The 16,292-nt window shown below is 58.0% G+C and carries 5 protein-coding genes and 1 pseudogene; 4 read left to right on the top strand and 2 right to left on the bottom strand.

Going from position 1 to position 16,292, the window contains the following annotated elements; genetic code table 11:
• The 3 genes from FU672_RS23905 to FU672_RS23915 all read left to right on the top strand — a co-directional run.
• Positions 1-9,789, top strand: a 9,789-nt coding sequence (locus FU672_RS23905) for an Ig-like domain-containing protein (protein WP_148245100.1), incomplete at its 5' end; no start/stop codon positions are given.
• Between the two features lie 73 nt (positions 9,790-9,862).
• Positions 9,863-12,043: a type I secretion system permease/ATPase gene (locus tag FU672_RS23910; RefSeq protein ID WP_148245101.1), complete on the top strand. Its 2,181-nt coding sequence runs from the start codon at positions 9,863-9,865 to the stop codon at positions 12,041-12,043.
• Positions 12,040-13,215: an HlyD family type I secretion periplasmic adaptor subunit gene (locus tag FU672_RS23915; protein WP_148245102.1), complete on the top strand. Its 1,176-nt coding sequence runs from the start codon at positions 12,040-12,042 to the stop codon at positions 13,213-13,215. The genes FU672_RS23910 and FU672_RS23915 overlap by 4 nt, the downstream gene beginning before the upstream one ends.
• Positions 13,216-13,250: 35 nt before the next feature.
• Here the strand turns inward: FU672_RS23915 and FU672_RS23920 are convergent, their stop codons facing one another.
• Positions 13,251-14,135 carry a helix-turn-helix domain-containing protein gene (locus tag FU672_RS23920; RefSeq protein WP_148245103.1) on the bottom strand — a complete coding sequence of 295 codons (885 nt, stop codon included), beginning with the start codon at positions 14,133-14,135 and terminating at the stop codon, positions 13,251-13,253.
• Positions 14,136-14,412: 277 nt separating this feature from the next.
• Between FU672_RS23920 and FU672_RS23925 the strand changes: the two genes are divergently transcribed.
• Positions 14,413-15,876 (top strand): EAL domain-containing protein, encoded by a 1,464-nt coding sequence (locus FU672_RS23925; protein WP_148245104.1) that lies wholly within the window; start codon positions 14,413-14,415, stop codon positions 15,874-15,876.
• Between the two features lie 29 nt (positions 15,877-15,905).
• On the opposite strand, the pseudogene FU672_RS23930 reads toward FU672_RS23925, so the two are convergent.
• A pseudogene (locus FU672_RS23930) lies at positions 15,906-16,178 on the bottom strand (ElaB/YgaM/YqjD family protein).
• Between the last annotated feature and the right edge of the window lie 114 nt (positions 16,179-16,292).

The following is a 16,292-nucleotide window of genomic DNA, read 5'->3' on the forward strand; positions in this document are numbered from 1 at the left end:
GCCAGCGTGCAGGTGAGCGTCACCAACGTGAACGGCAACAGCGCCTCGGCGGGCCGCGAGTACAGCGTGGATGCAACCGCGCCGTCCGTGACCATTAATACCCTGGCGACCGACGATATTCTGAATGCCGCCGAAGTTCAGGCCGATCTGGCCGTTTCCGGTACCAGTACCGCCGAAGCGGGCCAGACGGTCACCGTATCGCTGAACGGCAAAGACTACACCACAACCGTCAGCGCAGATGGCAGCTGGACGCTGAACGTCCCGGCGGCGGATCTGGCTGGGTTAACCGACGGCAGCGTCACCGTCACCGCATCGGTAAGCGATAAAGCGGGTAACCCGGCGTCCGTGGATCACAACCTGGCGGTAGATATCACCGTGCCTGCGGTGACTATCAACACCGTGGCGGGTGATGACGTGATTAACATCGCAGAACACGGCCAGGCGCAAATCATCAGCGGTACCGCCACCGGTGCGGCAGCGGGCGATAAGGTCACCGTCACGATTGGCGGCCAGACCTGGACCACCGTGCTGGACGCAGCGGGGAACTGGATCGTGGGCGTACCGGCGAATGTGATTTCCGGCCTCAGCGACGGCACCGTGACCGTCACTGCGTCAGTCACCGACGCGGCGGGCAACACCGGTACCGGCAGCCATAACGTGACCGTTGATACGGGCCTGCCATCGGTGGCCTTCAACGCCATCAGCGATGACAACGTCCTGAACGCCGTTGAAAAAGGTCAGGATCTGAGCGTCAGCGGCACCAGCGCTAACCTCGCGGAAGGCACCGTGGTGACCGTGACCCTCAACGGTAAAAACTACACGGCCACGACGGCGGCAGACGGTACCTGGAGCCTGACTGTTCCGGTAGCAGATCTGGCCGGTCTCGGTCAGGCCAATTACACCCTGAACGCGACTGCCACCAACGGCGTGGGCAACAGCGTCAGCAACACCGCGAACCTGCTGGTGGACACCGCGCTGCCGACCGTGACCATCAATACCGTAGCGGGCGATAACGTCATCAACGCGGCGGAGGTGGCGGCAGGCCAGACCCTGAGCGGTACCGTGGCGAATGCCGAAGCGGGCAATACCGTTACCGTCACCCTTGGCGGCCACAGCTACACCGCAACGGTGCAGAACGATCTGACCTGGTCCGTGAACGTGCCGTCTGACGTGCTGACCGCGCTGGGCAACGGCAGCCTGAGCGTAACGGCGACCGTCACCAACGGCCACGGAAGCACCGGCACCGGCGAACGCGAGATTGCTATCGACGCTAATCTGCCGGGACTGCGCGTGGATACCGTGGCGGGCGACAATGTGATCAACAGCATCGAGCACGCGCAGAACCTGATTGTCACCGGTTCCAGCGACGGGCTGGCACCAGGCACGGCGCTGACCGTCACCGTCAACGGTAAAGACTATGCGGCCACGGTGCTGGCGGACGGCACCTGGAGTGCGGCGATCCCGTCCACCGACGTGAGCGCGTGGCCGGAAGGCACCGTCAAAATTAGCGTTACCGGCGACAGCTCTGCGGGCAACCCAATTACCATCAGTCACGATGTGGTGGTGGATCTGGCGAGCGTTGCCATCAGCGTCGATGCGCTTGCCACCGACGACGTGATTAATGCGGCGGAGAAGGGCGCGGATCTGGTGCTGTCCGGTGCGACCACCAACGTGGAAGCCGGGCAAACCGTGACTATCAGCCTGAACGGCAAAATCTATACCGCGACAGTAGACGACAGCGGTAACTGGACCTACACCGTGCCGTCTGCGGATCTGGCACACCTCAAGGACGGTGACGCCAGCGTGCAGGTGAGCGTCACCAACGTGAACGGCAACAGCGCCTCGGCGGGCCGCGAGTACAGCGTGGATGCAACCGCGCCGTCCGTGACCATTAATACCCTGGCGACCGACGATATTCTGAATGCCGCAGAAGTTCAGGCCGATCTGACCGTGTCCGGCACCACCACCGCCGAAGCGGGCCAGACCGTGACCGTGACGCTGAACGGTAAAGACTACACCACAACCGCAGGCGCGGACGGCAGCTGGACGCTGAACGTTCCGGCGGCGGATCTGGCAGCGCTTGGCGACGGCAGCATCACCGTGACGGCGAGCGTCAGCGACAAGGCGGGCAACCCGGCGTCGGCCGATCGCAACCTGACGGTAGACGTGACCGTACCTGCGGTGACCATCAACACCATTGCAGGCGATGACGTGATTAACATCACTGAGCACGCTCAGGCGCACATCGTCAGCGGCACCGCCACCGGCGCGGCAGCGGGCGATAAGGTCACCGTCACCATCGGCGGGCAGACCTGGACCACCGTGCTGGACGCGGCGGGTAACTGGAGCGTGGGCGTACCGGCCAGCGTCATTTCCGGCCTCAGCGACGGCACCGTGACCGTCACTGCATCAGTCACCGACGCGGCGGGCAATACCGGTACCGGCAGCCATAACGTGACCGTCGATACCGGCCTGCCGTCCGTGGCGTTCAACGCCATCAGCGGCGATAACGTGCTCAATGCGGCGGAGAAAGGTCAGGATCTGAGCGTCAGCGGCACCAGCGCCAACCTGGCGGAAGGCACCGTGGTGACCGTGACCCTCAACGGTAAAAACTACACGGCCACGACGGCGGCGGACGGCACCTGGAGCCTGGCCGTTCCGGCGGCGGACCTGGCGGGTCTCGGCGAAGCCAGCTACACCCTGAACGCCGCCGCCACCAACGGTGTGGGCAACAGCGTGAATAACACCGCGAACCTGCTGGTGGATACCGCGCTGCCGACCGTCACCATCAACACCGTGGCGGGTGACAACGTCATCAACGCGGCGGAAGTGGCGGCGGGCCAGACCATCAGCGGCAAGGTAGCAAACGCGGAAGCGGGCAATACCGTCACCGTGACCCTCGGCGGCAATACGTACACCGCGGCGGTACAGAACGATCTGACCTGGTCCGTGAGCGTGCCGGAGTCTGTCCTGACGGCGCTGGGCAACGGCGACCTGACGGTGTCGGCGACGGTGACCAACGGCCACGGCAATACGGGAACGGGCGAGCGCGAAATCGCTATAGACGCCAGCCTGCCGGGCCTGCGTATTGAAACCGTGGCGGGCGATAACGTGATTAACAGCATCGAGCACGGGCAGAATCTGATTGTCACCGGCTCCAGCGACGGGCTGGCGGCAGGCACCACGCTCACCGTGACCGTCAATGGCAAAACCTATGCGGCCTCCGTGCTGGCAGACGGTACCTGGAGCGCGGCGATCCCGGCGGCAGATGTCGGGGCCCTGGCTGCTGGCACGGTCACCGTGACCGTTATTGGCCAGAGCGCGGCGGGCAACCCGGTGACCATCAGCCATGACGTGACGGTCGATCTGGCCGCAGTCGCTATCAGCATTGATGCGATTGCTACCGACGACGTGATTAACGCGGCGGAAAAAGGCGCGGATCTGGTGCTGTCCGGCAGTACCTCGAACGTGGAGGAAAACCAGACCGTTACCGTCACCTTCGGCGGCAAGACGTACACCGCGAAAGTGGACGCTGACGGTAACTGGACGGCCACCGTGCCTTCCTCCGATCTCGCGGGCCTGAAGGACGGCGATGCCAGCGTGCAGGTGAGCGTCACCAACGCGCACGGCAACAGCGCCTCGGCGGGCCGGGAGTACAGCGTGGACGCCACCGCGCCAACCGTGAGCATTGATACGGTGGCAGGCGACAACGTGATTAACGGCAGCGAAGCGGCTGCGGGCGTGGCCATTTCCGGCACCACCACGGCGGAAGTCGGGCAGACGGTCACCGTGACGCTGGGCGGTAAGAGCTATACCGCGCAGGTGCAGCAGGGCGGCATCTGGAGCGTGAACGTGCCGGGCACCGACCTGTCCACTCTGGCGGATAACGGCTACACCGTGCAGGTCAGCGTGAGCGATGCCGCGGGTAACCCGGGCAGCGCGGGCAAAGCGATTACGCTTGATACCACGCCGCCGACCGTCAGCTTTAACGTTGTCGCGGGCGATGACGTCATTAACAGCGTGGAGCACGGGCAGGCGCAGATTGTCAGCGGCACGGCAACCGGCGCGAGCGTCGGCGATAAGCTGGTCATCACCATCGGGTCGAACCAGTACACCACCACCGTTGACGCCAGCGGTAACTGGAGTGTGGGCGTTCCGGCCAGCGTGATTTCCGCGCTGACCGACGGCACCGTGACCCTCAGCGCGACGATTACCGACAGCGCGGGCAACAGCAGTACCCAGACTCACGACGTGGTGGTAAACACGGCCTCCGTGGCGCTGACGGTGAACACCGTTAGCGGTGACGACGTCATCAACGCGGCTGAAGCCGGTTCGTCCCTGGTGATTAACGGCTCCAGCGCCCAGTTCGCCAGCGGGACCCAGGTTACCGTGACGCTGAACGGCAAGACCTATACGGCCACCATCCAGAGCGACGGCAGTTGGACGACCACCGTACCGGCCGCAGACGTGGGTGCCCTGGCCGATGGCGCGAGCTATCAGGTATCTGTATCGGCACAGGACAGCGCGGGCAACAGCGCGTCGGCGACGCACAGCATCAGCGTGGATACCACTGCGCCGGTGGTGAGCATTGCGACGCTGTCGGTTGACGACATGCTGAACGCGGCAGAAGCGCAGCAGCCGCTGACCGTGCACGGCTCTTCCAGCGCGGAGGCGGGTCAGACCGTCACCGTGACGCTGGGTGGCAAAACCTACACTGCGCTTGTCGGCAGCGACGGCACCTGGACGCTCGACGTGCCGGCAGCCGATCTGGCTGCGCTGAGCCAGGGTGCGCTGACGGTGACCGCCTCGGTCAACGACAAAGCCGGCAACAGCGGCCAGACCACGCACACCTTAACGGTCGATACCGTCGCACCAATCGTGACCATCAGCACCGTGGCCGATGACGATATTGTCAACAACGCGGAGCAACTGGCGGGCCAGACCATCCGTGGCACCACTACGGCGGAACAGGGCCAGACGGTGACCATCTCCTTCAACGGGCACAGCTATCAGGCGACCGTCGGGGCGGACGGATCGTGGTCGGTCTTCGTGCCAGGCCGTGATTTCCTCGGCCTGAGCGACGGGGATTACACCATCACCGCTTCGGTGAGCGACAAGGCGGGCAACCCGGGCAGCGCAACGCACGACGTGACGCTCAACGGTGACGTCCCGACCATCACCATTCACACCTTTGCGCAGGACGATATCGTCAGCGCCGCCGAGCACGGTACGCCGCTGATTGTCAGCGGCACCACCGACGCCCCGGCGGGCCAGACGGTGACCATTACGCTGAACGGTAAAACCTATGCGGCAACCGTCCAGAATGACGGCACCTGGAGCTATACGGTCGGCGGTGCAGACGTGACCGCGCTGGCAGACGGCGGTTCGTATGTCATTAATGCGCAGGTCAGCAACACCATCGGCAACAGCGGCAGCGATAACCACAGCGTCACCGTGGATCTCACCGCGCCGTCGATGGGGATCGGCATTGATTCGCTGCAAAATGACACCGGCCTGAGCGCGAGTGATTTCATCACCAACGATAGCCAGGTCGTGGTCAACGGCTCGCTGACCGCGCAGCTCGGCAATAACGAGAAGGCGCAGATCAGCCTCGACGGCGGTACCACCTGGATTGACCTGACCGTGACCGGCACCACATGGCGCTACACCGATGGTCGCACCCTGACGGACGGTACGTATCAGTACCAGGTGCGCGTTATCGATAACGCGGGCAACGTGGGGGCGACGGACAGCCAGGACGTGGTGATTGACATGACCATGCCTGTGGCAACGACGATTACGGTTGACTCCATCACCCAGGATACCGGGCTGTCCGGCAGCGACTTTATCACCAGCGACAACCAGATCAGTCTGAAAGGGACGCTCGGCGCGGCGCTGGGCAGCGGCGACCACGCGCAGATCAGCCTCGACGGTGGTGTCACCTGGATCGACGTCAGCGTCAGCGGCCTGAGCTGGACGTATGTCGATGGCCGCACGTTGGCTGACGGGGATTACAACTACCAGCTGCGCGTGATTGACGACGCGGGCAATATCAGCGCCACCGCCAGCCAGGTGGTGACCATTGATACAGTTGCGCCGGACGCCAGTAAAACCATCGCTATTGACAGCATCAGCGACGATACCGGCCTGAGCAGCAGCGACTTTATCACTAACGATACGTCCCTGACGCTGCATGGGTCTCTCGGTGCGACGCTGGCCGACGGCGAGTATGCCCAGATCAGCATCGACGGCGGCGTCACCTGGCAGAACGTGATCGTCACCGGCAACAGCTGGTACTACGTGGACGGCCGTACGCTGGGTAACCAGACCTATGATTACTACGTTCGCGTGGTGGATGCCGCCGGTAACGTGGGCGCCAGCGCCCATCAGCAGGTGACCGTCGATACGGTCGCCCCGGATGCGGCGATTACGGTGACCGTGGATAACATCACCGTGGATACCGGCTTTGACAATAACGACTTCCTGACCAGTTCGACCTCGTACACGCTGCACGGAACGCTCGGCGCGGCGCTGGGGGCAGGTGAATTCGTGCAGGTGAGCATGGATGGCGGCAGCACCTGGGTATACGCCACCGTCAGCGGTACGCAGTGGAGCTACAGCGACACACGTACCCTGACCGACGGCAGTCATAACTACCAGGTGCGGGTCGTCGACCAGGCGGGGAACGTGGGGGCCACCACCGCGCAGGCGGTGACGGTGGATACGCAGGCGCCGCAGTACGGCATCACCGTTGACAGCATCAGTGAAGATACCGGCCAGTCCGGGAGTGACTTCATCACCATGGACACCACGCTGACGATCAACGGTTCGCTGGGCAGCGCGCTGGCAAACGACGAGCGCGTACAGATCAGTCTGGATGGCGGAAATACCTGGCTCGATACCACGGTCACCAACCAGCGCTGGAGCTACACCGATACCCGCGATCTGCCTGACGGGGATTACACCTACCAGGTGCGGATTATCGACCAGGCGGGCAACGTCGGCTCTACCGCTTCTCAGGTGGTGACGGTGGACACTACGCCGCCAACCACGGTGGGCGCGGTAGTGAGCTACACCGACGGCGAAGGCGAGCGTCAGGGTACCTTTGGCAGCGCGGTGGCAACGGACGATAACTCACCGCTGATCAACGGCACGCTTAACCGCGCCCCGGACGACGGTGAAATTGTGCAGCTCTATCGTGACGGGGTCCTGCTCGGCCAGGTGACCATGAACGGCAGCGCAAGCTGGTCCTTCCAGGATAATGGGTTGAGCGATGGCAACCACACCTACATTGTGCGCGTCACCGACAGGGCCGGTAATTACACGGAATCGGACGGTTTTGTGCTGAACGTCGATACCAGCATCCCGACCACCACGGCGGCGATTACCGCGCAGACCACGTCGGATACCACGCCGATTGTCAGCGGTACCGTCTCCGCTGACCTGGTGAACGGTGAATACCTGGCGGTAACGGTGAACGGAAAAACCTACACCTCCCAGACCGGCGGCGCGGTGGTGGTCGACCCGGATCACAACACCTGGTATCTGCAGATCCCGGATGGAGATGCGCTGAGCGTGTCGAGCTATAGCGTGACGGCGCAGGTGAAGAGCAGCGCGGGTAACGGCAATACCACGGGCATGGCGACCGGCAGCCTGGTGATTGATACCACCTCGGTGAATACCGACTGGGCGACCACGGCGGGGAACAGCAACAACTCCACCATGACCCTCGGCATGAACAGCAGCGGTCTGTGGAATATCATTGCTAACGGCCAGTCTTACTCCAGCAGCGATAGCTCGACCTATGCCGGCAATACGCTGACCAACACCCGCGGCTACTACGTGGTGAGCCAGACCGCCGCTGACTTTGACCGTAACGGCACGCAGGATATCTTCGCCACGGAAAACACCTACGGCGGATCCACGCAGGTGATGTGGACCTACGATGGCAGCACCTATAACGCCAGCCAGCTGGCGATGGGGACCACCATCTGGTACGGCGGCGTGATTGCGTACGACAAAACCGGCGATGGCTATCTGGATTTGGCGTATGGCGATGCGGGTGCAGACTCCATTACCTATCTGATCAATAACAATGGGGTGCTCACGCCTGACGGCAGCTACGGCGGCGCAGGTTTCTGGGGACAATTCACCACCATGCGTGAGATCTCCGGCGTCGATATTAACAATGACGGCACCGTGGATGTGGTCCAGCACACTAACCGCAGCGGCGCGTACTCGTTAACCGTGATCAACAACAACGGTAACGGCACGCTCTCCATCGGTCAGAACCTGACCAACGTGTTTGTGGCAAACGCCTCGAATACCACCACGGCGGCGTCAATGACGTGGGCGGACTTCAACGGCGACGGCTACATGGATCTGTACCTGGGCAGCAGCTACAACAACAACGGCGGGGTGATTTACTACAACGACGGTACCGGGAAGCTCTCAGCCACCAAGAGCGCGGTGGAAGCCTCTAACGCCACGGCGGGATATCTGTCGGTTGCGGTGGACTGGAATGGTGACGGGCAGATGGACATCATCAAGCTCAGCACCTACGGCGGTTCGCAGACGGCGACCCTGTTCACCAACAACGGTTACGGCTCTACCTGGACCTCAAGCCAACTGGCTTCGGGCCTGGCGAACGTCACCGGCGTGGCGGCAGTGGACTACAACTGGGACGGCGCGCAGGATCTGCTGGTCTCTCAGCAGAACGGCAAGGTGGTGCTGGTGCAAAACAGCAAAACCATTGCTGACGGCACCGCGATGCACCTGCACATTGTCGACAGCGAGGGCATCAACGCCTACTACGGCAACACGGTCAATTTGTACAACGCCGCGGGCGTGCTGGTGGCCTCGCAGATCATCAACGCCCAGTCCGGTATCGGTTCGAACGATACCTCTGCGCTGGTGAGCTTCTACGGGCTGGATCCAAATGAAACCTATTCGGCTGAGATCCTGAAGATCACCAACGGCGTGTCGGATAACGTCACCTGGAGCGGTCTGGAGGCGGGCAACGGCAAAGAGGGCTACGTCCTGACGGCCGAAGCAGCCACCGGCGGCCACAGCGGAACTATCACCGGGACCGGGTATAACGACACCTTTATCGCAGAGGATGGCACCTATACCTACAACGGTTCCGGCGGCTGGAATACCCATTCCGACTACGACACCTGGAGCAACACCGGTGGGATGGACGTGGTGGATTACCGCAATGCGACCTCCGGCGTGACCGCTGATTTGCGCCTCTCTACCGCGCAGGACACCGGGTTTGGTACGTCACGACTGCTCAACATTGAGGGGATCAACGGTTCGAACTTCGACGACGTCATTACCGGCAACAGCGGTGATAACCGGTTCGAAGGCCGCGGCGGCAACGACACCTTCAACATCGGCAGCGGCGGTCACGATACGTTGCTCTACAAGCTGATCAACGCGTCTGACGCAACGGGTGGTAACGGTCACGACGTGGTGAACGGCTTTACGGTCGGCACCTGGGAAGGGACAGCGGACACGGATCGTATTGACCTGCGCGATCTGCTCTCCGACAGCGGTTATACCGGCACGGGCTCGGCGAGCTATGTGAACGGCGTGGCCACGCTGGACAGCAGCGCGGGCAATATCAGCGATTACATCCGCGTGGTGCAGAACGGCAGCAATACCGAGATCCAGGTTGACCTGGACGGCAGCGGCGGTCAGTTCTCGCCAACCACCCTGGTGACGCTGAACGGCGTGCAGACGGATCTGGCGACGCTGCTGGCAAATCATCAACTGTTAATTGCGTAAAACAACGCCGCGGGGAGCGATCCTCGCGGCCTTTTGGCGTTTCTTTTACACGAATTGCGTTAACCCGGAGATTATGAAGACACATCCACAGTACGAACCCTGGCTGCAGGGCATGCTCATCATCGCAAAACACTATCGGCTGGATTTCTCTGCGGAGCATGTTCGGGTCACGATTAATCATGAAAGTCAGTCTCCGCGCCAGCTGGTGCTGGAGGAGATGGCACGCCAGCTTGGTCTGGGGGTGCGTATGGTGGCGGCTGAAGCGGTATCCCTCGATCCGTGGCGCCTGCCGCTGCTGGCGGAATTCACCGGCGGACAAATCGCGGTCATTAACCGCATGGACAGCGAAGGCAACGTCAGCCTGCAGTTTAGCGGCGACGCGGGGCTGGAGACGACGCTGACGCGTGACGAACTCGGGGCACGGTTAAAGGGGCTGATGGTGTTGCGCCCGCTCGAATCCACGCCGGATGCCCGCGTGGACGACTACATCAAACCGTATGAGAAAAACTGGTTCTGGCAGCTGGCGCTGAAAGACTGGCGACGCTACAGCGACATTATGCTGGTGGCGCTGGTCGCTAACGTGCTGGCGCTTTCCGGTATGGTCTTCTCCATGCAGGTGTACGACAGGGTGGTACCGTCGCAGTCGGAAGCCACGCTGTGGGTGCTGTTTGGCGGCGTGATGATTGCCATCGTGTTCGAATTCATCATGCGCATGCTGCGCGTGCATATTTCTGACGTGGTGGGGAAACGCGCCGACCTGCGTATCTCGGAACGCGTTTTTGCCCACGCGTTGCGGATTAAAAACGGCGCACGCTCCAAATCAACCGGATCGTTTATTGCCCAGATCCGCGAGCTGGAGTCGGTGCGCGAGCTGATCACCTCCACCACCATTGCGGCCATCTCCGATCTGCCGTTCTTCCTGCTGTTCGTTTTTATTCTGTGGATGATTGGCGGTCCGCTGGTGCTGGTGGTCCTGCTCGCCGTGCCGCTGCTGCTTATTCCCGGCCTGCTGGTGCAGCGTCCGCTGGGGAAACTCTCCAGCGAAGGGATGCGTGAATCCGCCATTCGTAACGCCACGCTGGTGGAAGCGGTGCAGGGTATTGAAGACATTAAGCTGATGCGCGCCGAGCAGCGTTTCCAGAACCAGTGGAATAACACCAACGACGTCGCTGCCAGCGTCGGCATGAAGCAGCGCTGGCTGACGGGCCTGCTGCTCACCTGGACGCAGGAGGTGCAGTCCATTGTTTATGCAGTGGTGCTGCTGGTGGGCTGTTACCTGGTTATCAGTGGTGACATGACCACCGGTGCGCTGGTAGGGACCTCGATTCTGGCATCACGCACCATCGCGCCGCTGTCGCAGATCTCAGGCGTGCTCTCGCGCTGGCAGTCGGCAAAAGTGGCCCGCAAGGGGCTGGACGACCTGATGCAGCGTCCGATTGACGATCCGCAGCACGGCAAGAAGGTGCATAAAGCCCACCTGCGCGGCGACTATGCGCTTGAGGACGTCGGGTTTTATTACGACGAGGAAGAGAAACTCACCGTGCTCAACATCAGCAGGCTGCAGATCCGTGCCGGAGAACGCGTGGCGGTGCTTGGGCGTAATGGCTCCGGTAAAAGCACGCTGCTGCAGCTGCTGGCGGGCATGCAGGAGCCTCAGCAGGGCAGCATCCTGCTGGACGATATTGCCCTCAATCATCTGGACCCGGCCGACGTGCGTCGCGACATGCAGCTGCTCAGCCAGCAGGCCCGGCTGTTCTTTGGCTCCGTGCGGGACAACATCCTGATGGGGAACCCGCTGGCGACAGACGACGAGATTCATCAGGCGCTGGTCAACAGCGGCGCGCTGGAGTTTGTGCGTAAGCAGAAAATGGGGCTGAACTATATCATCAACGAGGGCGGGGCTGGCCTGTCGGGTGGCCAGCGTCAGGCGCTGCTGCTGGCGCGCGCGCTGATCACCTCCCCGAATATCCTGCTGCTGGATGAGCCTACCGCCTGGCTGGACGAAATGAGCGAGAAGCAGTTTATTCAACATCTTCATAAATGGCTGGGTAAGCGCCGGACGCTGGTCGTGGCGACGCATCGCCTGCCGATTCTGGATTTGGTCGACCGTATCATTGTGCTGGAAAACGGTAAGGTGGTGATGGACGGTCCGCGCGACGCGATCCTGCATCAGCACGGTATGGCGCCGCAGAAAGCCGCGCAGCGCACCGTGACCATGAAGCCCGCGGCGGTTGCCGAGGAGGGCGCGGCATGAATGATTTTTCTCGTTTCAATAGCCGACTGAAGGAACCACGCCTGCCGCGTTCGTCACTGGTGGCATGGTCGCTGTTCGCCCTGCTGGCAGTGTTTATCGCCTGGGCAAGCCTGTTCCATCTTGATGAAGTGACGACCGGCAGCGGCAAGGTCATACCGTCTTCTCATGAGCAGGTCATTCAGTCTCTGGAAGGCGGTATTATCCACAGCCTGATGGTGCGCGAAGGTGACATTGTGGAACGCGGGCAGCAGCTCGCGCAGCTTGACCGGACGAAAACCGAGTCGAGCGTGCTGGAGAGTGAATCTCGCCTGAATGCGGCGCTGGCAACGGCGGCGCGCCTGAAGGCCGAGGTGAACGACACGGAACTCGCGTTTCCGGATGAGCTGGATGACGACGTTGAGCTGGTCAAACAGGAAACGGCGCTCTACCAGTCCCGTCGCGAGAGCCTCGAAAAAGGACTGGCCGGATTGCGTCAGGGCACCGAACTGGTGCAGCGTGAGCTGTCGTTAACCCGTCCACTGGTGACCCAGGGAGCGGCCAGCAAGGTTGAGGTGTTACGTCTTGAACGTCAAAAAAATGAGCTTGAGAATAAAATCACCGAGATGAAAAACCAGTATTACGTTCGCGCCCGTGAAGAGCTGGCGAAAGCCAATGCGGAGATTGAAGCCCAGCGTTCGGTGATGAAAGGGCGTGAGGACTCCCTGACCCGGCTGACCTTCAATGCACCGGTTCGTGGGATCGTCAAGGACATTGACGTCACGACCGTGGGAGGCGTTATCCCGCCGAACGGTAAGCTAATGAGTCTGGTCCCGCTTGACGATCAGATGGTTGTCGAAGCGAAAATCTCGCCGCGCGATGTGGCGTTTATTCATCCAGGCCAGAAAGCGCTGGTGAAAATTACGGCCTATGACTACTCCATTTACGGTGGGCTGGAAGGGGAAGTGACCATGATTTCGCCGGACACCTTGCAGGATGAGGTGAAAAGAGATGTCTACTACTATCGCGTCTATATTCGTACTGACAGTAATCATCTGACCAACAAACAAGGTCAGGAATTTCCGGTCTTTCCGGGGATGATTGCCACCGTTGATATTAAAACGGGCAGCAAAACCATTCTGGATTATCTGTTGAAACCACTGAACAAGGCAAAAGAGGCGCTGCGGGAACGATAGATGATTGGCGTTCGGGATACCGAACGCCTGCTGGATTATACCGTGGACGTCACGTTGTGAGCGTGGCGTCGCTCTTTAGGTACAACGTTGATGTAATGCGTAACATACGCAAAATATAAACCGGCATAATTTTCGACAAGTTCGATAAACGCCGGGTATATCGACATCCGACCATCACCATGATCTTTAAGATAGCCCGCCTCTTGTGCCGATTTAATGATTCGGTTGACGTGGATACGTGAAACAAAAAACTCTTTTGCGAGCGTGCTGGCTGAATAGTCAATGATTGCACCGTGAGCAGATTTGTTTTTCATGGCCTGCAAGTAAATATAAAGCATAATCATACGACCGCCATCTTTATCGATGAATAACCCCACTTCAGGTAAAACCTTTCTGAACGTTAATCCCCGAAAGAGATATTCGGCCGCACGGCGAAAGAAGTTGTTTCTCAAAATATCATTATCCAGAAGGTTAACGTTAATATTAAATGCTGGATAAAGAATGCTGACGGGTAAAAAGGCGCCGGACATATAACGCTTAAGTTCATTCAACCCTTTTTCGGTTGGCGCGATTCTCGTTTTGCGTCTGTCTTCCGTGCAGCGCCAGGTCCTGATGCGTCCAGTGGTTCTCAGTATCGTAATGATAGCAATAACGCTGTTGGGGCTGGCTATCTTATAGCGAGAACATAACTCTTTAATCTCTGAAACTGACTCGGCCTGATTTCCAAAAATAAAACAACACATGGAGAGAATAATGTTAAATCGTGATTCCTGCAGCATGGTCTTGTAGAACAAAGGTTGTTTTTTGTAGATGGTGTCATTAATTGCGTAGTGCTCTAATATTGCCTCACCGAATCGCGGATTGTTCTTTATAACATCCCTTCGATGTAGCAAGGCCCTGGATGAGATGTGATTATCCATAGCATTTTTCTCGTATTTTGAATGAGCCGATAGACGACGTTTTCAGTCTTCTTTTTCGGAATTCTCATTATACCCTGAGAATGAGATATTTGCCGTTATTATTTGAAAAGAAAAGTATATTTAAACGGCGGTGATTAACGCAAAGATGTTCCTGTGAGTTCGGCTGATAACTGTTTCTTACCCTGAGGCTGTACTGTAAAATTAATGTTTATAACAGGTGCGTTAAATTGTACGCATTCACAAATGTAAATGGCGCTTTAGTGCCCAGGAGCAGGTTATGACCCACAAAATTTCTCTCAGAAATGGGGCGTGCGATGAACAAAAATTTGTCATCTCAGCCTGCGGTTTTACGTTCCAGGGATATCGTCTGATCCTTAACCAGTACGGAATACAGGCTTCGCATATTCACTTTGACGGGGATGAGGCATCCCAACAGGATGTGGAAAATATCCTTCTAAATCAGAATGCTCACATTGTGGCGTTTCTCGGAAAAGGTATTGTCAATCTCCTGGAGAGCCTGAAGCGACTGGCGTCCGTGCTCAATGCACTCCCCGTTATTCGACGTGTCACTCTCTATAGTGACATACCGGATGGCTGGCTGTATCGCACACTGGGCTGTCTTTTAAATAACAGCTATCAATTAGCATTGATTCGCTTAGCTCGCGTTTCAGATGTAATAACCTGTTTTCACACCCATCATAATGTGTTTAAGGACCGCTCGCGTTTATTATGCGAGCGCAATATAGATATTTCTTCGCATGAAAATATTAAGTGGCTAACAAGAAGAGAGATTGACGTATTGCTAAATTTCTACCGCGGCATGTCCGTAAAAGAAATGTGCGACAGAATGGGACTCTCTAATAAAACGGTTTATACCCACCGTAAGGAAGGCGTATTGAAATTACGCTTAATTAAGCGATGGCTACACGATCCGCATAATTTCAAAGTGGAGGGGAATATTAAAAGACGGAGTCAAAATACGGAATTTACGGATAAGGAAGCAGAGATTTTTAATGCATTGCATAAAAAAGACATATTCCCAACCTATCAGATTATCACCGATCGTGACAAAAAAGGTGTAGGTTTTGAGATACTGATTCGCTGGAATAAAAACGGTAAAATTGTCAAGCCAGCCAGTTTTCTCATGGATATCTCAAATCACGAGATATGGTTAAAAATAACAGCGCTAGTCATCCATGCCGCCGTTTCGGGGATTAATAAGTATAATGGGAAATACTATTTCTCAGTTAACATCCCACCTCGTCTGGCCTCAGGAAATGCATTGCCTGATATGGCAAGGAAAGCGATCAACATGCTGCTCAAACCGCAATGGGCCGAAAAGTTGGTCTTTGAATTTGCAGAAGATATTGACGTGACGAAGGACAAACGGATCCCTGAAACCATGCGGCATTTACGTAATACAGGGTGTCGATTGTTTCTGGATGACTGTTTCTCTGATCATCAAACCATGTTCCCGGTGCGGCAGGTGCATTTTGATGGACTCAAGCTGGATCGGGACATTGTTGAGCATTTTGTGGCAAACGACAATGACTATAACTTGATTAAAGCGATACAGCTTTACAGCGACATGACCGGCACGGACTGTATTGCAGAGGGGGTTGATAGTGAAGAAAAGTTTGAGAAATTAGTCGCGTTGGGCGTCAAAAACTTTCAGGGGTATTATTTATCGCGTGCCGTGAAAGAGGAAGAGTTAGATCGCATGGTCAGGTTGTTTAGTTAAGTAAAAATAAAGCCCCGAAGGGCCTTTGGTTATTTTCGACCGAGTAACAGGCCGAGGACAATACCGACTGCACCTGCTGCGACGAGGCCGGTGAGGGGATTATTTCTGACAGCTTCAGTGACATCAGAAACGGCATCGCTGGCCTGCGCGGCATATTTTTTAGCCGCACCTTTTACCTGATGCTTTGGTGAATCAACGAATTCACCAAACTGCTGCTGCGCTTAACCTGCAAGTTCATCAAATTTATTTTTTGCTTTTTCTTCAGCAAACTGGGTGTTTTTATCAGTACCGAAATCAGACATTTTTGCCTCCTTTTGTTGATAATTAAAGGATAGCCGCTCTTTGCCGATGTGAGAGACGAAAGGTTAATTTCGGCACCTGACAGGGCTGTTTTCGGATATATCTCTGTACAAGAT

It is taken from the genome of Enterobacter asburiae (assembly GCF_008080435.1).
In the GTDB taxonomy this organism is placed as follows: domain Bacteria; phylum Pseudomonadota; class Gammaproteobacteria; order Enterobacterales; family Enterobacteriaceae; genus Enterobacter; species Enterobacter asburiae_C.